Source organism: Nakamurella leprariae, assembly GCF_016918035.1.
GTDB lineage: Bacteria > Actinomycetota > Actinomycetes > Mycobacteriales > Nakamurellaceae > Nakamurella > Nakamurella leprariae.
Genome location: NZ_JAERWK010000012.1, coordinates 157632 through 182408 on the forward strand (window position 1 = coordinate 157632; position 24777 = coordinate 182408).

Annotated in this window: 18 protein-coding genes; 11 read left to right on the top strand and 7 right to left on the bottom strand. The window is 72.3% G+C overall.

The features are described 5' to 3' along the window. Positions 1–483 precede the first annotated feature (483 nt). The 5 genes from rfbB (at position 484) to JL106_RS10455 (ending at position 7853) form a co-directional block, all read left to right on the top strand. Positions 484–1485: a dTDP-glucose 4,6-dehydratase gene (gene rfbB, locus JL106_RS10435; RefSeq protein ID WP_205260642.1), complete on the top strand. Its 1002-nt coding sequence runs from the start codon at positions 484–486 to the stop codon at positions 1483–1485. Positions 1486–1557: 72 nt separating this feature from the next. Next, positions 1558–2493, top strand: coding sequence for a dTDP-4-dehydrorhamnose reductase (gene rfbD, locus JL106_RS10440; protein WP_205260643.1), 936 nt, complete (start codon positions 1558–1560; stop codon positions 2491–2493). A 585-nt stretch (positions 2494–3078) separates the two neighbouring features. Further along, complete coding sequence (locus tag JL106_RS10445) at positions 3079–4638, top strand: CAP domain-containing protein (protein ID WP_205260644.1); 1560 nt, start codon at positions 3079–3081, stop codon at positions 4636–4638. Between the two features lie 510 nt (positions 4639–5148). Next, positions 5149–6765: an NAD(P)/FAD-dependent oxidoreductase gene (locus tag JL106_RS10450; protein WP_205260645.1), complete on the top strand. Its 1617-nt coding sequence runs from the start codon at positions 5149–5151 to the stop codon at positions 6763–6765. Positions 6766–6824: 59 nt separating this feature from the next. Next, positions 6825–7853 carry an NAD-dependent epimerase/dehydratase family protein gene (locus JL106_RS10455; RefSeq protein WP_268928112.1) on the top strand — a complete coding sequence of 343 codons (1029 nt, stop codon included), beginning with the start codon at positions 6825–6827 and terminating at the stop codon, positions 7851–7853. A gap of 15 nt (positions 7854–7868) precedes the next feature. Here the strand turns inward: JL106_RS10455 and JL106_RS10460 are convergent, their stop codons facing one another. Next, on the bottom strand, positions 7869–9161 hold the full coding sequence (locus tag JL106_RS10460; RefSeq protein ID WP_205260646.1) for a hypothetical protein: 1293 nt from the start codon (positions 9159–9161) through the stop codon (positions 7869–7871). 358 nt (positions 9162–9519) lie between these two features. Between JL106_RS10460 and JL106_RS10465 the strand changes: the two genes are divergently transcribed. Together JL106_RS10465 and JL106_RS10470 are read left to right on the top strand one after the other, a co-directional pair. Then, the gene (locus JL106_RS10465) at positions 9520–10233 is read left to right on the top strand and encodes a glycosyltransferase family 2 protein (RefSeq protein WP_205260647.1); all 714 of its coding nucleotides are present in this window, start codon (positions 9520–9522) and stop codon (positions 10231–10233) included. Between the two features lie 3 nt (positions 10234–10236). Continuing rightward, entirely contained in the window at positions 10237–10662 is a 426-nt protein-coding gene (locus JL106_RS10470) for a DUF2304 domain-containing protein (RefSeq protein WP_205260648.1), read from the top strand. Here the strand turns inward: JL106_RS10470 and JL106_RS10475 are convergent. The 6 genes from JL106_RS10475 to JL106_RS10500 form a co-directional block, all read right to left on the bottom strand. Continuing rightward, complete coding sequence (locus JL106_RS10475) at positions 10569–11573, bottom strand: NAD-dependent epimerase/dehydratase family protein (protein WP_205260649.1); 1005 nt, start codon at positions 11571–11573, stop codon at positions 10569–10571. The two genes, JL106_RS10470 and JL106_RS10475, sit on opposite strands and share 94 nt — an antisense overlap. A 141-nt stretch (positions 11574–11714) precedes the next feature. Beyond that, the gene (locus JL106_RS10480; protein ID WP_205260650.1) at positions 11715–12797 is read right to left on the bottom strand and encodes a glycosyltransferase family 4 protein; all 1083 of its coding nucleotides are present in this window, start codon (positions 12795–12797) and stop codon (positions 11715–11717) included. A 10-nt stretch (positions 12798–12807) separates the two neighbouring features. After that, positions 12808–14229: a glycosyltransferase family 4 protein gene (locus JL106_RS10485; protein ID WP_205260651.1), complete on the bottom strand. Its 1422-nt coding sequence runs from the start codon at positions 14227–14229 to the stop codon at positions 12808–12810. Beyond that, complete coding sequence (locus JL106_RS10490) at positions 14226–16745, bottom strand: glycosyltransferase (RefSeq protein WP_205260652.1); 2520 nt, start codon at positions 16743–16745, stop codon at positions 14226–14228. Before JL106_RS10490 ends, JL106_RS10485 begins: the two co-directional genes overlap by 4 nt. Before the next feature lie 40 nt (positions 16746–16785). After that, positions 16786–18267, bottom strand: coding sequence for an ABC transporter ATP-binding protein (locus JL106_RS10495; RefSeq protein ID WP_328842025.1), 1482 nt, complete (start codon positions 18265–18267; stop codon positions 16786–16788). Further along, positions 18264–19196, bottom strand: coding sequence for an ABC transporter permease (locus tag JL106_RS10500; RefSeq protein WP_205260653.1), 933 nt, complete (start codon positions 19194–19196; stop codon positions 18264–18266). Before JL106_RS10500 ends, JL106_RS10495 begins: the two co-directional genes overlap by 4 nt. 185 nt (positions 19197–19381) lie before the next feature. Between JL106_RS10500 and JL106_RS10505 the strand changes: the two genes are divergently transcribed. From JL106_RS10505 to JL106_RS10520, 4 genes are all read left to right on the top strand, one after another. Beyond that, entirely contained in the window at positions 19382–19804 is a 423-nt protein-coding gene (locus JL106_RS10505) for a hypothetical protein (protein ID WP_205260654.1), read from the top strand. After that, entirely contained in the window at positions 19801–21471 is a 1671-nt protein-coding gene (locus tag JL106_RS10510) for a glycosyltransferase family 2 protein (protein WP_205260655.1), read from the top strand. The genes JL106_RS10505 and JL106_RS10510 overlap by 4 nt, the downstream gene beginning before the upstream one ends. A gap of 122 nt (positions 21472–21593) precedes the next feature. Then, positions 21594–22682, top strand: a complete 1089-nt coding sequence (locus JL106_RS10515; protein ID WP_205260656.1) for a glycosyltransferase family 2 protein — start codon at positions 21594–21596, stop codon at positions 22680–22682. A gap of 116 nt (positions 22683–22798) precedes the next feature. Continuing rightward, positions 22799–24742 (top strand): rhamnan synthesis F family protein, encoded by a 1944-nt coding sequence (locus JL106_RS10520; RefSeq protein WP_328842029.1) that lies wholly within the window; start codon positions 22799–22801, stop codon positions 24740–24742. Positions 24743–24777 lie beyond the last annotated feature (35 nt).

Here is a 24777-nt window from a genome sequence, read left to right on the forward strand (position 1 = left end):
CGTGTCCCTCCTGTCGCCCGGCTGCCTGCCATGGGCGTGCCGTGCTCGTCGACCAGGTCCATGACCCGGCGCGTCCGCCACCGTCGGCCCGTGGAGCCGGCCCGACCGGTGCGGGTCGGACGTCGGCAGACGTGTGGTGCCGCCGCCGGGTTGCCCGGCCCGCCGGACGAGGCGGATGGTCGTCGTCGCGTCGTGTCGGTGCGCGCCAGGCCCCCACCGTCCGGCTGCCGCCGCCCCGCGGCCGTCAGGGTCGAGGAGCCGTCCCGACCGCGCGGTCAGGCTAACGGCGGCCACCGCCGTGGCCGGTCAACCGCCCGGCCCGGGCGTTTCCGCGCCGCAGGGATCGGCTGCCGTCCGGGCCCGGACGATGCGCGGGGTGGCTGGATCCGGGCCGTCCTCCCGCCGGATGTGACGCATCGGCGCCGCCCGGCCCGGCGAGTGGTCGCCCGTCGGGCCGGATCCGGTGGGGCAGAATGCTCGACCATGCGCATTCTCGTGACCGGTGGTGCCGGTTTCATCGGATCGGCCTTCACCCGGAACGTCCTGGCCGACCGCTATCCCGGGTTGGAGGGCGCCACGGTCACGGTGCTCGACAAGCTCACCTACGCCGGCAACCTGGCCAACCTGGAGCCCGTCGAGGATTCGGGCGACGACCGGTACGCCTTCGTGCAGGGCGACATCTGCGATCCGCAGCTGGCCGCCGAGCTGGTCGGCGCGCACGACATGGTCGTGCACTTCGCAGCCGAGTCGCACGTCGACCGGTCGATCATGGGCGGCGCGGATTTCGTGCTCACCAACGTGCTGGGCACCCAGACGCTGCTGCAGGCGGCCATGGACACCAAGCTGTCCAAGTTCGTGCACGTCTCCACCGACGAGGTCTACGGGTCGATCGACGAGGGGTCCTGGGACGAGCAGCGCCCGCTGGAGCCGAACTCGCCGTACTCGGCGTCCAAGGCCGGCTCGGACCTCATCGCCCGCGCCTACGCCAAGACCCACGGGCTGCCGGTGGTCATCACCCGCTGCTCGAACAACTACGGGCCGTACCAGTTCCCGGAGAAGGTCATCCCGCTGTTCGTCACCAACCTGATGGACGGGCTGACCGTGCCGCTGTACGGCGAGGGCCGGCAGATCCGGGACTGGCTGCACGTCGACGACCACTGCCGCGGCATCTCGCTGGTGGCCACCGAGGGCCGGCCGGGCGAGATCTACAACATCGGCGGCGGCACCGAGCTGACCAACGCCGAGCTGACCGCCAAGCTGCTCGAAGCCACCGGCCGGGACGAGTCGTACATCGAGCGCATCGTGGATCCGCGGGGCGCCGCGCACGACGCCCGCTACTCGGTCGACATCAGCAAGATCAGCACCGAGCTCGGTTACACCCCGCAGGTCTCCTTCGAGCAGGGCCTGGCCGACACCGTGGCGTGGTACCGCGACCACCGCGACTGGTGGGAGCCGTTGAAGGCCCGCTCCGCCATCGATCGGTGACCAGCCCGTTGACCCACTGACCACGCCGCCTGGCGCCAGCCCGCCCACCGAACGACGACCGACGGGGACCCGATGACCGACACCGAAGCCATCCCGACCCCGCCCGCCCCGGTGGCGGTGCTGGTCACCGGCGCCCGCGGCCAGCTGGGCTCTGATCTGGTGCTGCAGGCCACCGCGGCCGGCCTGCCCGTCGTCGCGTTCGGGTCGGCCGAGCTGGACATCACCGACGGCGCGGCGGTGCGGGCCGCGCTGGAGGCGTTCGCCGCCGGGCTGCCGGGCGAGGCGCGCGGCGTGGTGATCAACGCCGCGGCGTACACCGCGGTGGACGCGGCCGAGACCGACGAGGCCCGCGCGTACGCGGTGAACGAGCAGGGCCCGGCCCACCTGGCCCGGTCCGCCGCCGACCTCGGGCTGGGCCTGATCCACGTGTCCACCGATTACGTCTTCCCGGGCGACGCGACCGAGGCCTACCCGGTCGACGCGCCGACCGGGCCGCGCAGCGTCTACGGGGCCTCGAAACTGGCCGGGGAGCGGGCGGTGCTGGCCGCCCACCCGGACGCACACGTGGTCCGCACGGCCTGGGTGTACGGCGCGGCGGGCGGCAACTTCGTCAAGACGATGGCTGCGCTGGAGGCCTCCCGGCCGGAACTCAGCGTGGTGGACGACCAGCAGGGCACGCCCACCTACTCGGCCGACCTGGCTGCCGGGCTGCTCGAGCTCGCGACCCGGCCGGTGGCCTCGGTCCCCGGTGGGGTGCTGCACCTGACCAATGCGGGCCGCACCACCTGGTTCCACTTCGCCCGGGCCATCTTCACCGAGCTGGGGGCCGACCCGGCACGGGTCAACCCCACCACCACCGACGCCTTTCCGCGGCCCGCGCCGCGCCCGGCCTTCTCGGTGCTCTCGCCGGACGCCTGGACCGCCGCCGGCCTGACCCCGCTGCGGTCCTGGCAGGACGCGCTCACCGCGGCCCTGGCCGAACACCCGGCTGCGTTCAAGCCGGCCTGACCAGCCCCACCACCGCTGCCGCGCCCCGGATGTGAGGAGCGACGGGCGGATCGTTCGGGTCGTCGGGCCTCACCGACCGTGCCCTCCGGCCCCCTCGGACGGGTGGAGCGCGCCACCGGGGCGACGCCGTCTGCTGAGGATGACGACGGTCGTGCCCGGCCCACCTGTGGACTGCCTGGGAGCCGCCCCGCTCGGGCCGGTCGGTCGTGACCGTCCGTCACCGTTGCCCGATCGTTCCGGCAGATCGGATCTGGATGGTCGCCGTACCGACCGCGCTTCCGGGTGACCCCCTCCGAGCCAGGTGACCGATCGTCGATTCACCCGGGCGACCGGCGAGCTGTCACCGTTCGTGCGAACCGCGGAGCGTGCTCATTTGGTTACCGTCGGTGAGACGCGCTGAAGTCCGGCGCGCGCCGAGGGGGAGCGACGATGAGCGTGGCCGGAGTCGAGGCCGAGCACCGGGCAGGTGCACACCGCAGTCCGGGACGGCGGGGTCGGGGGAACCCGTCCGCCCTCCGCTGCCGGACGGGCAGCAGCAGGAGCAGCGGCCGACGGGTCGGCCGGTCGGTCACGGCGCTGGTCGCCGTGGTCGTCACCGTCGCCGGATCGCTCGGCCTGGTCGCCGGGACGGCCGCCGCGGCGCCGTCCCAGCTGGGGTCGTACGACCAGCAGCTCATCAAGCTGGTCAACCAGGCCCGCAGCCAGGCCGGTCTGCCCGCCGTGGTCGAGGCCCGCGGGCTGACCCGGCTGTCGGTCGACTGGTCGACGCAGATGGCCAACCAGGGCCAGCTCAAGCACAACCCGAACGCCTGGACCCAGCTGCTCAGCTACGGGGCGTCCAACCGGACCGCGTGGGCCGAGAACGTGGCGCGCTGGTCGTCGGACGCGTACACCCCGGAGGAGACCTTCGCGGCGTACATGGCCTCGCCCGGGCACAAGGCGAACATCCTGGGCGCCGAGTACCGCTACGTCGGCATGGGCACCATCACCGGCGTCGGTGAGGACGACTACAACACCATGACCTTCACCGACCGGGTCGAGGCCGGCCAAGCGGTGGACGGCAGCTCGGGTGGCGGCACGGCCCCGACCAATCCGACCACCCCGACCAATCCCGGGCCGAGCAACCCGGGCAGCGGCGGTGGGCAGCAGCAGGCCATCAACCCCACCGGCTCGTTCGACGGCGGGTCCCTGGCCGGCACCACCTACACGCTCAGTGGCTGGGCGTTCGACGGCAACAGCCCGACCACCCCGCTGAACGTCGACGTCTACGACACCCGACCGGACGGCACCTCGGCCGGCACCCGCCTGCTGGCGGACCGCAACCGGCCGGACATCGCCAGGGTGTTCCCGGCCGCCGGGGCCGCCCACGGCTTCGAGGGTCAGATCCAGCTCCGGGGCAGCGGCCGGCACCGGGTGTGCGCCTTCGCCATCAACACCGGCCCGGGCAGCAACGTCGTCCTGGGCTGCCGGGACGTCGACGTGCCCGGGCCGACCGGATCGTTCGACGGAGCAGTGTCGTCGGCGCCGGGCCGGATCGACGTGTCCGGCTGGGTGTCCGACGTGGCCGCTCCCGGCAACTCCGAGGTGCACGTCTACGTGGCCGGGCCGAACGGCCGGGTCGGTACGCCCGGGATCCGGACCGGAGCTCCCCGGACCGACGTCGCGCGCGTGTTCCCGTGGGCCGGCGGCAACACGGGGTGGTCGGCCAGCGTGGCGCCCCAGGGGGCTGGGGTCAACGAGATCTGCGCCTTCGCCATCAACGCCAATCCGCCCGGGGCCAACCCGCTGCTGGGCTGCCGGACGGTGACGGTGCGGGACGCCTTCGGCGTGCTCGACGGGGTGTCGGTCTCGGGCGGCCGGATGACCGTCTCCGGGTGGGCGCTCAACCCGAACAACCCGGGCGAGCAGGTCGAGATCCACGTCTACGACTCGGGGCCGAGCGGGACCAAGGGCTACTCGGGCAACCGGGCCGGGGCCGGTCGCCCCGACGTGGCGGCAGTGTTCCCGGGCTACGGCGCCAATCACGGCTACTCGATCAGTCAGCCCATCACCGGCCGGGGCCGGCACTCGATCTGCGCCTTCGCCATCACCACCGGCGGCGGCGCCGGAAACCCCCTGTTGGGCTGCCGCGACGTGACCATCTGATCCACCTGATCGATCTGATCGATCTGATCGATCTGCGCGTCCGCTGGACCCACCGGCCGGGCTGCTTCCGGGACGTCGTCCCGGTCGCAGCCCGGCCGGTGGCGTGTCCGAGGCCGGCCGTCCACGGTCGAGGTCGTGCTGGCGCCCAGGCGCGCCGTCCGACGTCGCGGCGTGGTTCCGCGGCCCGCCGGGCCGGTCCGTCACCCGTACGGGTGTCGCCCGGCCGGGGCGGACTGACCACGCGGCGCGCCCATCGTGTTCACCGTCGCCTCGGTCCGGGAACAGGCTGCTTCGAGTAGATTGCCGACGTCCGTGCGGCGGTCGAGCCGGTCGCCGCGGCGGGTGGAACACGACCGACGGTCGCGCATCGCCGGTCCCGCAGTGGTCACCGACCACGGGACCGGAGCGGATGCGCCGCGACCGGGGAACATCCGCGAGGACGTCCCGACCGAGGGCATCGGCTCCGGCCACCGCGGTGGTGCAGCCGACGAACACTGTGGAGGGACCAGCATGGCGGAGCAGCGGACGGCGATCATCATCGGCGGCGGACCGGCGGGTCTGACGGCCGCGCTGGAACTGCTGCGCCGCACCGACGTCACGCCCGTGGTCTACGAGGCGTCGGACGAGATCGGTGGCATCTCTAAGACCGTCACCTACAACGGCAACCGGATCGACATCGGCGGACACCGCTTCTTCTCCAAGTCCGACCGGGTCATGGACTGGTGGAACGAGATCCTCCCGCTGGAGCACACGGAGTCGAACTCCTTCACCCTGAAGTACCAGGGCAAGACGCGGGAGCTGACCGGGGGCGCCACCGGGGTCGACCCCAACGAGACCGATGACGTGATGCTGGTCCGCAGCCGGCTGTCCCGGATCTTCTACGGCGGCAAGTTCTTCAACTACCCGATCACGCTCGAGGCCACCACCATCCGGAACCTGGGCTTGGCGCGCATGGCCAGGATGGGCTTCAGCTACCTCAAGGCGACGGCTCGGCCGATCAAGCCGGAGGCCTCGCTCGAGGACTTCTACGTCAACCGGTTCGGGCGTGAGCTCTACAACACCTTCTTCCGCGACTACACCGAGAAGGTCTGGGGCGTGCCGTGCTCGGAGATCGCCCCCGACTGGGGCGCGCAGCGGGTCAAGGGCCTGTCGGTGGCCAAGACCCTCACCCACGCGGTGAAGAAGCGGTTCACCCGCACGCCGGTGCAGGACATCGCCCAGAAGGGCACCGAGACCTCGCTCATCGAGTACTTCCTGTACCCCAAGCTCGGCCCGGGCCAGATGTGGGAGACGGTCGCCCGCAAGGTCGTCGAGGCCGGCGGCGAAGTACACCGGCACCGCGCGGTCACCCGGCTGCACACCGCCGGGGACCGGATCACCGCGGTCGACGTGCTGGACACCGAGTCCGGCGCCACCGAGACGGTGACCGGCGACCACTTCCTGTCGACCATGCCGGTCAACGAACTCATCGCGTCCTTCCAGGTCGACGGGGGCGCGGGGGAGGTCCCGGCGAACGTCCGCGAGGTGGCGCAGGGCCTGCCCTACCGCGACTTCATCACCGTGGGCCTGCTGCTGGACAAGTTGAAGATCAGGAACGAGACCGGGCGGTCCCCGTCCGGTCGCGCGGACCTGGTCCCGGACAATTGGATCTACATCCAGGAGCCGGACGTCAAGGTCGGCCGTCTGCAGATCTTCAACAACTGGAGCCCCTACCTGGTCGACAAGGACGACAAGGTCTGGGTCGGCATGGAGTACTTCGTCAACGAGGGCGACGAGCTGTGGACCATGCCCGAGGAGCAGATGGCCCAGTTCGGCATCAGTGAGCTGGCCAGGATCAACATCATCGACGCCGCGGACGTGGTCGACTCCACCGTCATCCACGTGAAGAAGACGTACCCGGCCTACTTCGGCACCTACAGCCGGTTCGACGAGGTGCGGGCGTTCACCGACAGCTTCGCGAACCTGTACCTGCTGGGCCGCAACGGCCAGCACCGCTACAACAACCAGGACCATTCGATGCTCACCGCGATCGCTGCGGTCGACAACATCGCCTCGGGACGCCAGGACAAGGACAACGTCTGGGACGTCAACGTGGAGCAGGACTACCACGAGGAGAAGACGATCTGAGCGGCGTCACGGCGAGCCCCACCGGCTCCGGCCGGCAGCCGTCCCCGGGCCGGTCGATCCTGGTCACCGGCGGTGCCGGGTTCTTCGGCGACCTGCTCACCCGCCGGCTGCTGGCCGACGGGCACCGGGTGGTGTCGGTCGACCTGGAGCGCGACGAGTCCACCCACCCGGCGCTGACCACGGTGCGCGGCGACATCACCGACGCCGGGCTGCTGCACCGGCTGGCCGAGCAGCACTCCTTCGACGCCGTCATGCATGTCGCGGCCATGCTGGCGCACGACATCAAGGACCAGCGGCTGCTGTGGCGGTCCAACGTCGACGGCACCCGCACGGTCGCCGAGGTGGCCCGGACGCACGGCATCGGCAAGGTCGTCTTCACGTCGTCGAACTGCCTGTGGGGGCACACTTTCCGGCGTCCGGTGACCGAGGATGACGTCCCGGCGCCGGTCGAGCTGTACGGGCGGTCGAAGCTGGCCGGCGAGCGCATCCTGCTCGAGGAGTACGCCGGCGCGTTCGACACCGTGGTGTTCCGGTGCCCGACCATCGTGGAGGCCGGCCGGCTCGGCCTGCTGGCCATCCTCTTCGAGTTCATCGAGGAGAACCGCAAGGTCTGGGTGGTCGGCGGCGGCCGCAACCGGTACCAGTTCATCGCCGCACCGGATCTGGCCGATGCCTGCGTGCTGGCGCTGGACCACGTCGGCAGCCGGGTGTTCAACGTCGGCTCGGACGACGTCCCGACGTTCCGGGAGGCGTACGAGTCGGTGATCGGCGAAACGGGCAGCACCTCGAGGGTGGCCACTCTGCCGCGGTCGCTGGCGCTGCCGGCGATGCGACTGGCCCACGCGCTGCGGCTGTCGCCGCTCGGTCCGTACCAGTACAAGATGATCGCCGAGGACTTCGTCTTCGACACCAGCCGGATCAAGCACGAGCTGGGCTGGAAGCCGACGTTGACCAACGCCGAGATGCTGCTGCGGGCGTACCGGTACTACGCCGACCACGCCGCCGAGATCCGCGCCCGCACCGACGGCTCGGCCCACCACCGGGCCGCCGACATGGGCGTCATCCGCGTCCTGAAGTGGTTGAGCTGAGCCCGGTCCCGCCGGTCAGGAGGCCAGGGCCAGCAGCGTGAGCAGCGTGGCCGCGGCCCATCCGAGGGCACCGACGAACACCGTCGTCGCCGTCCGGCGCCCGCCCACGCAGGTGGCCACCGCCGCGGCGAACAGCGGCAGCAGCACCAGCGCGTACCGGGGCTGGGTGCCGGTGGCGTGGTACAGGACGAAGAACGTGACCGGCAGGGAGATCCCGGACGCGACCAGGGCGCCGGCCGCGGCGGTGGCGGACCACTTGGACACCGAGGTCCACGGGACGGCCTGGGCGACGAGCAGCACCAGCACGCCACCGACCAGCCCGATCTGCACGATCTGCGCCAGGGTGGTCAGGTGCGCGGCCTGCGGCCAGGTACCGATGGTCAGCGGCTGCAGCAGCGCGCCGAACGCGTCGAGCACCAGCGCGGGCAGGGACCGGTCGGTGGACAGCAGGGTCTCGTTCAGGCCGCCGTCCGCCGGGACGCCGTCGGGCAGCGGCGCCGTGCGCCACAGGTTCCACAGCAGCGAGACCAGGACCGGCACCGCCGCCAGTGCGGCGATGCCGACCAGCCGGACCGGCCGTACCCGCGACCGGTCGAACGGCCGCCAGCTGCCGTCCGGAACGCCCGGGGCCGGGAACAGCGCGACCACCAGGACCGTGACCGCGGCGATCGGCACGTAGCTGGGCTTGGTCAGCGCCGCGGCGACCGCGACGACGACCGCGGCGACCATCCGGGCCCGGTACGACCGGCGCCACCGGACGAGCAGCAGCGGGGCCGCGCCGTAGCCGAGCGTCAGGGCGTCGGGGGTGACCGTGGCGCCCTGGAACAGCACCGCCGGGGCAGCCGCCACCAGCAGGGTGGCGGCGACCGCCACCCGGGCGCGCACCCCCCACCGGAGCAGCGCGACGACCATGAGCGCCGCGCCCGCGGCGAACAGGACGCTCGAGACGATCCGGGCGGCCAGGAACAGGCTCATGCCGGTGACCGCCTGCAGCAGCCAGGCCAGCACCGCGGTCGGCACGTAGTACACCGGCCCGTACATCAGCACGTAGTTGACGCCGCCCTGCGGGACGGCGTCGTTGCCGACCGGGTCGGCGCACCGCAACTCGGTCAGCCAGACGGTGCCCCGGCAGGACCACTCGTGCAGGGTCAGCTCGGAGCTCACCGATCCGACGGCGGGCAGGGCGTGGCCGTCGAGCAGCTTGACCAGGTAGTCGAAGTGCACGCCCTCGTCGTAGAGCGACACCGGCTGGTAGGCGATGGCGCAGAGCAGCGCCATGAGCCAGACCAGCACCGCGGTGCCCAGCACGGCGACGACGCGGGAACGGTGGACGCCGCCGGCCGTGCCGTTCGCGCCGTCCCCGGGTGACGGGTGGGCGGGCCGGGAGCCGGCCGTCCGGGGTGGCGGTGGACCGTCAGCATCCGGGCCGGCGTGAGACACCCGCACAACCTAACGGCGCGGCGCGACCCGACCAGGGACGCTGCGTCGCGTCGTCGGCCGGACCCTCACCGTCCGTGCCGGTGGCCCGGTCCGGGGTGGGCCGAACGGCGCGCGGGTCCCTGGTCGGGGTGGGTCGCCGGGATACGCTGCCCGGCATGGACAGTGCTGTGCCTGGGCACCGCGGACCTCTGCCCGACGACCGTCCGGGCGAACGGTGAGCGCGGCGGTGGACGAACGGCAGGACCCCACCGAGGACCTCACCTACGGCGACGTCTGGCTGGTCGTCCCGGTCTACAACGAGGCCCCGGTGGTCGCTGCGGTGATCCGGGACGCGTTGGCCACGTTCCCGAACATCGTGTGCGTCGACGACGGCAGCCGGGACGGTTCGGCCGAGCAGATCGCCACCACCACGGCCCGCCTGGTCCGGCACCCGATCAATCTCGGGCAGGGCGCGGCGATCCAGACCGGCGTCGAGTACGCCCGGATGCAGCCGGGCGCCCGCTGCTTCGCCACCTTCGACTCGGACGGGCAGCACCTGGTGCAGGACGTGCAACGCATGGTCCACCGGCTGCGGACCGAACCGATCGACATCGTCGTCGGCACCCGGTTCGCCGGCGACGACAGTCACATCCCCCGGCTCAAGCGCATCGTGCTGAAGTCGGCCGTCAAGCTCAGTCCGCGCGGCCGGCGGCTCGGGCTGACCGACTCGCACAACGGTCTGCGGGTGTTCAACCGGCGGGTCGCCGAGCAGATGGACATCACGTCGAACGGCATGCAGCACGCCCCCGAGATCGTGGAGATGATCGACCGGCGTGGCTGGCGGGTGGCCGAGGAGCCGGTCACCATCCGCTACACCGAGTACTCGATGGCCAAGGGTCAGTCCCTGCTCAACGGCGTGAACATCGTCTTCGACTCAGCGGTGCGCCGCAGGAGGTACTGATCCATGACCCTGATCAAGATCGTCCTCGTCATCGGCGTGCTCGGCATCGCGGCGCTGCTGGTTCGGCACCACGGGACGAACCGGGGCGGCGCCTACGCCAAGATCGGCCTGGGGGTCTTCCTGGTCTTCGCGGCCTACGCGGTGGTCCGCCCGGAGGACGTGACCTGGGTGGCCGGGCTGCTCGGCGTCGGCCGAGGCGCTGATCTGGTGCTGTACCTGCTGGTGATCGGATTCGGGTTCTTCGCGATCAGCACCTACCTGCGTTTCAAGGAACTGGAGCTGCGGATCGCCCGGCTCGCCCGGGCGCTGGCGGTCAGCGACGCGCAGCGCCGGGATCAGACCCTGGCCACCGACGGTGAGCGGCCCACGGCAGCGCCGGCTGAGCTGGGCGACGAGGAGTTCCGCTCCGCATCGAGCCGGCGGAAGTAGTCGACCGTCCGGACCACTCCGGCGGCGACGTCCGTGCGCGGTGACCAGCCCAGTTCTCGTTCCGCTCGTCGGAAGTCGACCGCCGAGTCGCGGACGTCGCCGAGCCGGGCGGGGGCCGTCATGGGCTCGTCGGGCACGCCGACGGTGCGGGCGACGAGCGTGTGCAGCTCCCGGTCGGAGGTCATCCGGGCGGTCCCGATGTTGTAGCGCCGACGATCACCGACCGCGCCGGCGGCCCGGCAGAAGGCGTCCGCCACATCCTCGACGAAGACGTAGTCGCGGGTGTTGCCGCCGTCCCCGTACAGCCGGGTCGGCCGCCCGGCCAGCATGGCCTGGGCGAAGATGGCGACGACGCCGGCCTCGCCGTGCGGGTCCTGGCGGGGCCCGTACACGTTGGCCAGGGCCAGGTGCGTGCACTGCAGTCCGTGCAGCTGCGCGAACGCATTCAGGTACAGCTCACCCGACACCTTGGCCACCGCGTACGGCGACAGCGGGTTGATCGGTGCGTCCTCGTCGACGGGCAGCCGGTCCGGTGTCCCGTAGATGGACCCGCCCGAGGACGTGAAGACGACCTTGCGGACCCCGGCGGCCACCGCGGCCTCGGCCACGTTGATGGTGCCCAGCACGTTCACCCGGGCGTCCTGCTGCGGATCCTGGACGCTGGCCCGGACGTCGATCTGCGCGGCCAGGTGGAACACCACCTCGGGCCGGGCCGCGGCCAGCACCCGGTCGAGGCCGGCTGCCGTCACGTCCCGCTCGACGAGTTCGAGGTCCCCGGACAGGCCGGCCAGGTTGTCCCGGCGCCCCCGGCTCAGGTCGTCGACCACGGTGACGGCGTGACCGTCGGCCAGCAGCCGCCGTACGAGGCTGGAGCCGATGAAGCCGGCACCGCCGGTGACCACCGTTCGCACGTTCTCTCCGTCGAGGTCGTCGGGCCTGGATGGGTCCGGATGGGTCTGGATGGATCCGTGGGACCACCACGCTAGCCGCCGGCGGTCCCCGGAGCGGGATCGACGCGCTCGCCCGCCCAGCTGGGCGACATGCGGGCGAGGTCAGCCCAGCGCGATCCGGTACGCCTGCACGGTGGCGGCCGCGCAGCGCTCCCAGGTGTGCGCCCGGGCGTGCGCGATGCGCTCCGCCCGGCCCCGGGCGGGGTCGCGGTCGACGACCGCATCGAGCACGGCCGCCAGTTCCGGGGCGTCACCGACCGGGAAGACCGGGGCCAGCCCGGCGGTGACCTCGACCAGGGCGGGCGCCGAGCTGACCACCACGGGCGTTCCACAGGCCATCGCCTCCAGCGCGGGCAGCCCGAAGCCCTCGTCCACCGACGGCATGACCAGCGCCGTCGCGCCGGCGACCACGTCGCGGAGTTCCGGCAGCGGCAGGTACCCGCTGACCCGGACGCCCGGCCCCGGCTGCTGCGCAGGGCCCCACCCGGACGGGCCGACCAGCAGGAGATCCGGGACGTCGGCACCACGCTCGCCGCGCAGCAGCGCGTAGGCCCGCAGCAGCGTGTCCAGGTCCTTGCGCGGCTCCCGGGTGCCGACGAACAGCAGGTAGGGGGTGGTGCCGGTCGGGGCCGGACCGGCCCCCGGCTGCTGGAACCAGCGTGCGTCCACGCCCAGCGGCGTCACCACCACCTCGGGCAGCAGCGGCCGGTAGGCCTCCTGCAGCGCCCCGGCCACCGCGGCGGTGGGCACGCAGACCGCCGCGGCGCGGCGCAAGCCCCGCGGGACCAGATCGACCAGCGCGCGGGCGGTGCGGTCGACGGTGCCCGGATGGTGCAGGTAGGCCAGGTCGTGCACGGTCAGCACGCCGGTCGCCCGGCCGGTGGGCGGCAGCACGAAGTTGGTGGCGTGGAAGACCTGCGACCGGCCGGCCAGCGCGCCCACGGTCGGGAACTCGGCCCGGGTCCACAGCGACCGCAGGCCCCGGGCCGGCACCGGCGTCGCCCGGGTGCGCACGCCGGCGGGCACGGCGGTGCGCAGATCGCGCCAGCCGCGCGCGGTGAAGGCGGTCGCTCCGACGGCGACGTCGTCCCGCTGGGTCAGCGCGGCCAGCAGCTCGTGGGTGTACCGGCCGATGCCGGTGAGCGGGCCGAGCAGGGGAGTCGCGTCGAGCGTCGCCGTGATCACGGCGGCCCGCTCATCGTCCCGGCCGCAGCAGCGCCACCAGCCGAGCCGGCAGCAGGCGGGCGATCCGGCGGGCCACGCCCGCGGCCACCCGCCGCGAGCCCACTCGGACGAACTGCCGGCGCCCGTTGACCCGCACGTACTCCTGGGCGTGGGCCAGCCGGTCACCGAGCCGGCCGCCGACCATCGGCCGGCGGTCGACCGGTCGCGACCCGCCGTCCTTGTCCGGTGCCCGCCACGGATCCGCGCAGTAGCGGACGAGCGGGGCCAGCGCCTGCTCCCAGCGGAACCGCGCGGCCACCGCGGTGGCCGCGGTCCGGCACCGGGCCAGCTCGGCGGGATCGGTCAGCAGCTCCCGCAGCGCGGCGGTCAGCCCGGTGCGGTCGCCCTCGGCGACCACCCGGCCCAGCTGCTCCCGCCGCACGATGCCGGCGAACTCGTCGCCCTCGGTGCAGACGATGGGCAGGCCGGCCCAGAGATAGTCGAGCATGCGGGTCCGGAACGAGAACGCGGTCTCCACGTGCACCACGTGGGTCGAGACGCCGATGTCGGCGTCGGCCAGGTACCGGCCGCGGTCGGCGTACGGCACCCATCCCTCGCGGAAGAAGACGTGCCGGCCGAGCAGCCCCAGGGCCTCGGCGCGGTCCATCGCCGCCCGCAGCACCGTGGTCGAGAGGTCGTCCAGCGACGGGTGTTTGGTGCCCATGAAGAGCAGCCGCACGTCGGGGACATCGGCGACGAGATCGGCCACCGCTTCGACCAGGGTGATCGGGTCGAACCAGTTGTAGACGCCACCCGCCCAGATGAGCAGCCGGTCGTCGACGCCGATGCCCTCCATCACGCCCTTCACCGCGCCATGGGCGCCCGCCGGCAGCGGCTCCTCGGCGCCGATGCCGAACGGAGCCAGGTCGATGAGGGACCGCAGGGTGCTGTCCTGCCGGTAGGTGGCCGGGTTGATCCGGCCGGCCGCCGACAGCCAGCCCAGCCAGAGGTCCCGTTGCCGCTCCGACGCGCAGAGGAAGAAGTCGCCCTCCTCGAACTGGACCCGCAGCGCCTGCAGGCCGCCGGCCAGTTCCCGCACGTGGGTCTCCGGATCGTTGCCCGCGGAACCCTCGAGGATCTCCAGGTGGATGGGGTCGTACATGTCCATCACCAGGTGGGCGCCGAGCCGGGCCAACCACGGGTGGGACCGCAGGGTGAAGCCCTGCAGCAGGATGATGTCGACGTCCTGGGCGAGTCCGCGCAGCAGGTCTGCGGACCCGTCGCAGACGGCGAACCGGGGGCTGGAGAGGTCGGCCTTGCGGGTGGAGGCGAGCCGCACGTCGTGGCCGGCGGTGGCCAGCACCTCGGCGATGTTCCAGGCCCGGATGCCGGGCCCGGCCATCCGGGCGCCGAGCACGTCGTCGGTCACGATCAGCACGGAGTGGGCGGTCATCGGGAGGTCCTTCCGGCCAGGCGGTGGCGCAGGGCACGCAGTGGGCCGACGGCGGCCGGCGCGCGCCCGCCGTTCCCGGCCCGGAGGACCGGTCCGTACCGGTCCGGTCGCTGCGGGATGGAGGGCTCGGAGAGGGTCTCCGGGATCCACCCGTCCGACGGGCGCCGGTGCCCCTGGGTGAGCACCGTCCGGCGGGCGGCGTGCAGCGCGGCCAGGTAACGGTGGCCCTGGCGGGCCGGCGAGAGCGCCAGCAGCGCCTGCTGCCGGGCGGCCAGTCCGAGCTGGTCCCGGGCCGCGGCGTCGTCGACCAGGCCGAGCACGGCGTCCACCCAGTCGTCGGGTCGGGCGGCGAGGACCCCGGTGCGCCCGGGCACGATCGCCTCCCGGAACGGCTGGGACGGGCTGGCCACCGTCGGCGTCGCGGTCAGCGCCGCCTCCAGCCACTTGATCGCGCTCTTGGCCTCGTTGAAGATCCGATCCGGCGCCAGCGGGGCGAGGTTGACGTCCAGGTCCCGCAGCACGGCCGGCAGCTGGTGCCAGGTCCGGAACGGCAGCCGGCGGACCCGGCCGCCGAACTCGTCCAGCGCCGCGGACGGTTCCAGCAGGCCGCCCAGCCACAGCTCGACCGACGGACGGCGGCGCAGCACCTCGACGACGGCCGGCTCGATCCAGGCCCAGTCCTCGTTGTGGGTGTTGGTGCCGGACAGGTAGCCGATCCGGATCGGGCCCCTTGCCCGCGCTCGGCGCAGGGCCACGTCGGAGGCGCGCGCGACGTGCCGGCCGACCCCGTTGGCCCAGCGGAAGGCGGGCAGGCCGATCAGCTCGGTCGCCCGGCGGCACAGCAGCTCGGTCGACCCGATGAACGCATCGGTCGCCTCCAGCGTGGTGCGGTAACGGCGCACCCCCTGCCAGTACAGATCGAGGTCCAGACCGGGGACGGCGGTGAGGATCGGGTCGAGCTCGTCCCGGAGCCCGGGATCGAAGATCAGGTCGTCGATGTCGCCCAGCACCGGCACCGGATCGGGGCGGTCCCGCACCATCCCGATGACGTCGAGCACCTGGTCGGTGGCCGGCACGCGGTAGAACACGACGGCGTCGGCCCGGCGCGCGGCGGCCAGCACCGCGGGGTCCCGGTACATGAGCACCTCGGACCGCACCCCGACCGTCTCCAGCGCCTCCTGGGCCAGGTACCCGCGGTAGCGCAGCGGCGCGCCGGTGATCCCACTGACGATCAGCACCCGGCCGATCCCGCCGGGCCCGCCGCCGGCGTCCGGCCCCGTCGACCAGGACGTCCGGGCCGGTGCGGTGGTGCGCGCGCGGAGCCGCTCGTAGTGATCCAGCAGGTCGTCCAGCTGTGCGTCCAGCGATCGCAGCGGCAGCGTGCCCGGTTCCGGGCGCACCGCGTCCAGCAGGCCGGGCTCGGTCACCACCCGCCGCATCGCCCGGGCCAGCGCCGGGGCGTCACCGCGAGGCACCACCAGGCCGCCGACGCCGTCCCTGACCACCTCGGTGGGACCCGGGTTGTCGGCGGTGATGACGGCGCAGCCGGCGGCCAGCGCCTCCCGGGTGAGCAGCGAGTAGGACTCGAGCATCACCGAGGACATCAGCAGCACGTCGTACCCGCCCAGGACCCGGGTGACGTCGTCAGGGTCGTACGGAGGCAGCAGCCGCACCTGGGCCGGGAGCGGCCCGAGCGGTGTCCCGCCGGGGTCACCCATGCCGAACATGTCCAGCGACCATCCGTCCAGGTCGGCCAGCTCGCGCGCGGCGTCGAGGGCGACGCCGCCGCCCTTGACCGGGTGGCTGCCGCCGGCGAAGACGAACCGCACGCCGGGCCCGGTCCGCGCCCGGTCCCGGTCGGCGGCCCGGCGGACCGACTCGGGGGAGGGGTTCTCGTCGAGCGCGAGCCGCCCGGGATCGACGCCGTTGGCCGCGAGCAGGTCGAGCATGGTCGCGGACGGCGACAGGACCAGATCCGCGTTGGCCAGGTGCCGCGCCAGCCGGCCGTTGCGGTCGGTGAGCCAGGCGTTGTCCCGCTCGCACGGGCAGACGCCGCAGTCGACGACCGTGGCGCAGGGTCGCATCGACCGCTCGACGAGGAACTGGCGGGCGCACCACCACCACAGGTCGTGCATGGTCAGCACGGTGGCCGCGCCACTCGCCCGGGCGACGGAGAGCAGGCCGGCGCCCAACCCCTGCAGGCTGTGGAAGTGGACGACGTCCGGCTGCACGTCGGCCAGCCACCGGGCGAAGTCGGCGTCCACCGCGTCGTTGGCGAAGTTCCGGTCGTCGTCCCAGGCCAGCATGCCGGTCACGGTCAGCCAGCGGACGGTCAGTCCGTCGGCGCGCCGTTCGGTCCGGACGGTCAGGTCCGGGTGCCCGTCGTCGACCGAACCGGCGTACACCAGCACCTCGTGCCCCCGCCCGGCCAGCCCCTCGGCGATGCGCTGCGGTACCAGGGTGCCGCCCGAGACGAAGTTCGGTGGGAAGTGAGCTGACACCACGGCGATACGCACGGTGACGATCGTAAGGTTCGTGCCGGCGCGGCCCGGCCGCTCACCGTCGCGGCGTCGCCCGGTCCCCGAAGTCCGGCAGCGGCTCGGCGCCGGTGGCCACGCCGTTCGGCAGGTCCTGTGCGCCGCCGTGCTGCCGGTCGCTGACGTGCCCGGCAGGCTCGTCCGGACCGGCGTCGGCGGGGAGGTCCACCTCGGACAGCGCGGTCGTCGCGGGCGCCGCCGGGCCGGTGCCCGTGTGGTCCTCGACCGGGACGCCGCCCGGGGCCGAGGTGGCCGGGTCGACCAGCCCGGTCGGGAGCAGGTTGCGCCAGGTGCTCTGCATGACCAGGACACCGCCGGACTCGCGCGGCGTGCCCCCGGGGACCACGTCGAACTGGACGGCCTTGACCCACTGGTCGTAGCTGTGGGCGAGTTCCTCGTCGACGACCGAGGTGTTCACCGTGAAGCTGCCCGGCTGCAGTGGCAGCGCGGGCACGGCGACGTCGATGCTGCCCGACCCGCTCACCGCCGACGGGATGTACTGCGCGTCCCAGGTGTGGTGCGACCACAGGTGCTGGCCGTCGCGGGAGTGGAGCGACGCCGCGAACACCGGCCGCTCGATCCGTTCGGTGGCGCGGTAGTGCAGACGCATCGTCAACGGCTCGCCGGTGCGGAACTGCCGGGTGTCCTCGTCGTCCCGGTCGAGCAGCTCGATGCGCTCGACGATGACCTCGCCGCTGCCGTGCCGCATGCCGCCCGAGGCGACCGGGCGGGCCAGGTGGCCGGCCTCGATGTAGTTGTCGACGATGTCGACCGCGGGGCCGACCTCGACCAGCCGCCCATGGTCCAGCCATGCCGCCTCGTCGCAGAAGGTGCGCATCTCGCCGAGGCCGTGGCTGACCACGATGACCGTGCGGCCCTGGTCCTTGAACTCGGCGAACTTCTCCCGACACTTCTCCTGGAACTGCATGTCCCCGACGGCCAGGATCTCGTCCACGAGCAGGATCTCGGGGTCGACGTGGATGGCCACCGAGAAGCCGAGCCGGACGTACATGCCGGAGGAGTAGTTCTTCACCGGCTGGTCGATGAACGCCTCGACCCCGGCGAAGTCGACGATCGTGTCGAACTTGCGGTCGATCTCGGCCCGGCTCATGCCCAGGATGGACCCGTTGAGGTAGACGTTCTCCCGTCCCGAGAGCTCGGGGTGGAAGCCCGACCCGACCTCGAGCATCGCCGCCATCCGGCCCCGCGCGGTGATGCTGCCCTCGTTGGGCTCCAGGATGCGGGCGATGCACTTGAGCAGCGTCGACTTGCCCGACCCGTTGTGCCCCATGAGCCCGAAGGTGCGGCCCTCGGGGATCTCCAGCGACACGTCGCGCAGCGCCCAGAACTCCTCGAAGCTGGCCCGCTTGCGCCGCAGGATCGTCGCCTTGAGCGACTGGTTGCGATCCTGGTAGACGCGGAACGACTTGGACACCCCGCGCACGGAGACGGCCGACCCGCGGGACGACCGCTGCGGCGGGGCGAAGATCGATCGGGTCACAGTTCCTCCACCACGCGGGCCGAGAAGCGCCGGAAGACGAGCAGGCCCAGACCGAGGACGGCTCCCGCCCACACGGTGACCACGGCCCAGTCCTGCCAACTCGGCCACTGGAAGTCGTACAGCATCGACCGGAACGCGCCGGTGATCCGCGTCGACGGATTGAGGTTGTAGAGCATGAAGAGCGGGAACGGCTCGCCGAACAGCGTCCACCCGTCGTTGCGGACCGTCTCCTGCAGCTGCACGATCAGGGTCGGCGCGTAGATGATCGGCGTCGCGTAGAACCACAGCTGGATGAAGATGTTCATGAAGTGCTGGGTATCGCGGAAGTAGACCATCGCGATCGACAGCATCAGCGCGATGCCGATGCAGAAGATGACGGTGAGCGCCATCATCGCGATGAGGCCGGGCAGGAACAGCAGCACCTCGGGGCCGCCGACGACCGCCATGATCGCGGTGAGCAGGCTGAGTTCGATGGCGAACGTGACCGTCATGGCCAGGATCGTCGACACCGGCAGGATGACCCGCGGGAAGTACACCTTGGTCAGCAGGCCGGAGTTGCCGACGATCGAGCCCATCCCGGCCATGATCGCGCCGGACATGAAGCTCCACGGGATCAACGCCGTGGCCAGGAAGAACGCGAACAGGTGGATCCCGCTGTTCACCCCCGGCTCGATGGGCGACCTGAGGATGAAGCCGAAGACGATCGAGTAGATCGCGATGGTGGCCAGCGGGTTGATGAACGACCACAGCCGGCCCAGCGCGGTCCGCTTGAACTGCGACCGCACCTCTCGCATGGTCAGGTTGAGCAGCAGCTCGCGCGAACCGGAGTGCTTGCGCTCGCCGGCGCGGGACCGCCCCGGGCCCCGTCGCGATCCCGGGGCGACGACATCGGACGTCACTATCGAGCAGGCCTTTCGGAGGTGGTGCACGGTCGGGCCGTACCGGGTCGTGGGCCCGGACCATCGGCCATGGTAGGCGGGCGATGCCCCGGTCGCGGTGCACCGACCGGCCGTCGGCCGGTCGCTACAGTTCGGCGCGACGGTCGGTGGACCGGGGTGGGGTGCGGTCGGATGCAACTGGGGAAGGCTGCGAGAGGTTGTCGGAGACGGTGACGGTGGGTCCAGCGGAACAGGTCGGCGCGGGGGGCGGTCCGGGGACGGTCGATCTCGCCCTGGCGGACGAGGTCGTCGTGCTGCGGGCGGCGGTCGCGCGGTTGCGGGACGAGGCGGCGGCCGGTCGGGCCGAACGGGAACGGGCGCATGCCGCGGAGCAGCTCGCCGCCGTGCACGCCGAGCTCAGCCGGGTGCGTGAGCTGCTGGCCGAGTGCCACGGTCGGTTGCGGGCGCAGCAGCCGAGCGGGGACGACGGGCTCGCGGCGATCGAGCTGCGGCAGGAACGGCAGGCGCTGGAACTGGTGATCCGAGCCCGCGACGAGGAGATCCGGGCCATCCGCGGATCCGTCACCTGGCGGATCGGTCGTCTGGTCATCGGGCCGGTGTCCCGGGTGCGGCGCGTGCTCGGCCGGCGCGGCCGGTGACGGCGGCCTCGGCGACCGGGGAGCGCGCCGCCGACATCGACCTCGGAGCGCCACATCTGGATGCAGCCCCCGCCCGGCCGCTGGTCTCGGTCCTGGTCCCGGTGTACCGGACGGGGCTGGATCACCTGGGGGAGCTGATCCGGTCGGTCCGGGCGCAGCGTGACCCGGACTGGGAACTGCTGCTGGTCGACGACTGCTCGCACCGGCCCGAGCTGACGGCCCTGCTGCGGCGCGCGGCGGACCGTGACAGCAGGATCCGCATCGACGCGCTGCCGGAGAACCGCGGCATCGTGGGCGCCTCCAACCACGCGCTGTCGATGGCCCGGGGCGAGTTCGTGGCGCTGCTCGACCACGACGACCTGCTCGAGCCGGACGCGGTCCGGCACTGCCGGGAGGCCGTCGAGCGGACGCCGGACGCCGACGTGCTCTACACCGACGAGGCGATCATCGACCCGGACGGCGTCCGCCAGGGCGTCTTCGCCAAGCCGGTCTTCTCGCCCGAGCGGCTGCGCCGGCAGAACTTCACCCTGCACCTGAGCGTGTACCGGCGACGGCTGCTGGAGGAGATCGGCGGGTTCCGCGCCGGATTCGACGGCAGTCAGGACTACGACCTGGTGCTGCGGGCCAGCGAGGTGGCCCGGGCCGTCGTCGCCATCCCGTACTCGCTCTACCGCTGGCGGATCCTGCCGACCTCGGTCAGTCACGCCGCGGGCAACCAGTACGTGTTCGACTCGGCGGTGCGCGCCGTCCAGGAGCACCTGGACCGCACGGACGTCCCGGCCCGCGTCGTCCAGGTGGACGTCACCGGCCGGTACCGGATCGACCGGGAGATCCCGACGGGGACGACCGTGTCCGTGGTGGTGCTGGCTGACGGCCGGGCGACGCCCTACGGGGTCGAGGTGGCGCCCGTGGTCGAGCTGGTCGCGGCGCTCGTCACCGAGGTCGGCGCGCGGCTCGCCGATGCGACCGTGCTGCTCGGGCTGCCGGGCCGTCCGGGGGCCGTCGCCGTCCCGCCGGAGGCAGTGGAGGCGGCACTGCGCCGCCGGGTGCGACGGTGGCCGGCGTTCGGCCGGGTGCTGCCGGTGGCCGATCTGGACCGGGCCGCCGGTCCGCTGAACGACGTCCTGACCAGCGCAGCCGGTACCACGGTCCTGCTCGCCACCGACGCGGTCGTGCCGCCCGGCGCAGCGGACGCCGGCTGGCTCGCGCCGATGCTCGGCCTGGTGACCGATCGGGGCATCGGCGCCGTCGGTCCCCGGCTGGTCGACGACCTGGGCCGGGTGTGTGCCGCCGGGCTGACCGTCTCCGGCGGCGAGGTCCGGCGGATCGGCCGGGGCAGCTCGGTCGAGGACCCCGGACCGTTCGGCGGGCTGCTGCTCACCCGGGAGGTGACCGCGCTGCCGATGGAGCTGCTGCTGCTGGACCGCGCCGGGGTCCTCCGGGCCGGCGGCCTGTGGCCGGGCGCGCCCACCTCCGGGTCGCTGCTCGACCTGGCCGTCAAGCTCGACTCGGTCGGCCTGGCCGCCGTGGTGTGCGCGGAGTCGGTGATCACCTCGTCGATCCCCCCGGACCAGCGGCGCGAGCTCTCGGCCCCGGTGGCGACGACGGACCTCGGCGATCGCTGGGGCGCCGTGTTCGCCGCCGATCGGTTCTGGCGCGACCGGTGAGCCCGGACCGGCCGACGGGCTGTGCGACAGTGTCCGGGCCCGGCCGGGACCCCCCGGGATGAGCCCCCGGATGAGCCTCCGGATGAGCACGGTGCCCGCGACCGGACGAGAACGAGGTGGAGATGAGCCCGACGCCTGCAGCCGAGGTCGCGGTGGTCGTCCGCACCAAGAACCGGCCCCGGCTGCTCGAACGCGCGATGGCCAGCATCCTGGCCCAGACCTTCTCCGGCTACCAGGTCGTGGTGGTCAACGACGCCGGCGACCGGGGCGTGGTCGACGAGGTCGTCGACGGGGTCCGGGACCGGTTCGCGGACCGGATCACCGTCGTGCACAACGAGGTCTCCCGAGGCCGCGAGGCCGCGATGAACCGGGGGGTCGAGGCGTCGACGGCACCGCTGCTGACCATCCTCGACGACGACGACACCTGGGCTCCGGAGTTCCTCGAGCGCACGGTCGCGCATCTTGACCGGCGGGCCGATCTGATCGGGGTCGCCACCCGCGCGGCGGTGGTGCACGAACGCATCGACGGGGACGACATCGTCGAGGAGCGGCGTGAGCTGTTCGCCACCGACCGGCACCAGGTCGCGCTCATCGACGCCCTGTCGGTGAACGCGGTCCCGCAGAACTCGCTGGTCTACCGGCGCGCGGCGCTGTCCAGCCAGCAGCCGTACGACGAGAGCCTGCCGGTGCTGTCCGACTGGGAGTTCCTGCTCGAGTTGTTGCAGACCGGCGAGATCGGCTTCCTGGACGGCGATCCGCTGGCGTTCTGGCACTTGCGGGAGACGTCGGTGGGCGACGTCGGCAACAGTGTGTACGTCGACGGTGGACACGAGCCGTGGAACGTCGTGCTGCGGGACCGGCTGTTGCGTCGCGACCTCGAGCGTCACGGAGGGCTCGGGGTGCTGCTGGCGATCGCCGAGATCGCCAACCGGGACCGGCGCGACGACCTGGACCGGGCCGCCGCGCAGGGAGCGGCGGTGTTCGACGTCGGCGACCGGGTCGACGCGGTGCGTGCCGTCCAGTCGGAACTGGCCGCGGCGGTACAGCACCTCTACGACCGTCACGGTGAGGTCGTCGCGGCGCTCACCGAGGTGAACCGCAACCTGGTGAGCCAGAACAATCGGCTGGTGGCGCAGCTCGAGATGGTCAACGGGCGATTGGCCGAGATGGAGCGCCGACTGGACGATCGGAACGCCGTCCCCGGGGACTGACGCCCGCGCGGCGCACCGGCCGTGCCGCTCGCGCCGAGTAGTCTCCCGGTGTCCAACGCATCGGGCCGGTGTCGGAAGACCTCCGTCCGCTGCAGCCGGATCATGATCCGGTCACCGTGGAGGTCAGGTTCTTGCGTCGCGCCGTCATCTACTTCTTCTACGACCCGCAGGGTCAGGTCGACGACTACATCCCGTACCAGCTGCGCGCTCTGCGTGAGTCCGCCGACCACATCTTCGTGGTCTCGAACTCGCACCTGACGCCGCAGGGCCGGCAGGCACTGGACGAGGTCGCCGACACGGTCTGGGTCCGGGAGAACACCGGGTTCGACGTCTGGGCCTACAAGGAGGCGATGGCGGCCTTCGGCTGGGACCGGCTGGGCGAGTACGACGAGCTCATCCTGATGAACCACACGTTCTACGGTCCGATCTTCCCGTTCTCCGAGACGTTCGAGGCGATGGACGCCCGGAGCGACATCGACTTCTGGGGACTGACCGCCCACGGCCGGCTGGAGGAGAACCCGGTCCCGGGCAGCAGCGGGCCGCTGCCGTTCCACATCCAGTCCCACTGGATCGCGGTGCGCCGCACCATGCTCCAGTCGATCGAGTTCCGTTCCTACTGGGAGCAGATGCGGCCGATCGTGTCGTACTACGACTCGATCCTGCAGCACGAGGGCCGGTTCACCCAGTGGTTCTCCGACCGCGGGTTCCGGTACGCCGTCGCGTTCCCGCCGGAGAACTACCCGTCGGACCACCCGCTGCACGAGAACATCGTCCTCATGCTCGAGGACCGGTGCCCGATCGTGAAGCGGCGCCTGTTCTTCAACGACCCCGGGTACCACGAGCGCTTCGCCATCCTCGGCAAGCGGGTGATGGAGATCGTCGCGGCCAGTGACTACCCCGAGGACCTGATCTGGCGCAACGCCGCCCGCGGGGCCGAGCCGCGATCGATGTACACGAACATGTCGATGCTCTCGATCATCCCGGACTCGGACCTGCCCGAGTCGGAGCGGGCGGACCGCCCGGTGCTGGCCGACCCGCCGCGGATCTGCGTGCTGGCCCACATCTACTACGAGGACATGACCGAGGAGATGGTCGGCTGGATGCGTCGCATCCCGGCGCCGTTCGACCTCGTGGTCACGACGAGCACCCCGGCCAAGCAGACCGCGATCCGCGCGGCGCTGGCCGCCTGCGGGTTGGGGGATGCCGAGGTCCGACTGGTCGAGTCCAACCGTGGTCGCGCCGAGAGCGCGTTCCTGATCGCCTGTCGGGACGTGCTGCGGTCCGGCCGGTACGACCTCATCCTCAAGATCCACTCCAAGAAGTCGCCCCAGGACGGCCACAACCTGGGCCACCTGTTCCGGCACCACGTGGTCGACAACCTGCTCTCCTCGCCGGGCTACGTCGCGGAGATCCTGCAGCAGTTCGCCGACCGGCCGAGCCTGGGCATGCTCTTCCCGCCAGTGGTGAACATCGGTTTCCCCACGTTGGGGCACGCCTGGTTCACCAACAAGGAACGCGCCCGCGAACTGGCTGCCGAGCTGGACATCGACGTCCCGTTCGACGCGTCGACGCCGATCGCGGCGTACGGCGGCATGTTCTGGGCGCGGCCGGAGGCACTGGCCAGGATCATCGACCACGATTTCGCCTACGAGGACTTCGCCGACACCGAGCACGGCTACGGCGACGGCATGCTCGGGCACGTGCTCGAGCGGCTGTGGGCCTACGCGTCGCTCAGCTCCGGGTACGCGGTGCGGTCGGTGATCAACACCGACTGGGCCGAGATCAACTACGCGTTCCTGGAGTGGAAGCTGCAGAAGATCTCGTCCGTGCTGCCGGCGCACACCGACGACCAGGTCGCCTGGGTGCAGCGCGCGGACGAGGCGCTCCGGTCGGCGATCGCGGCACCGGTCGTGGTCGAGGTGGCCGCCACCGAGCCGCCGCTGGTGTCGGTCAAGCGCGCGGTGGACGAGACCTACCCGCGGATGGGTCAGGTGCTCCGGCCGCTGTACCGGATCGCACGATCGGCGGCGCGAGCGGCACGCTCCGGGCGCCGGGCGTGAACCCGTCGCGGTGCTCGCCGCCGGAGGCCGGGGCG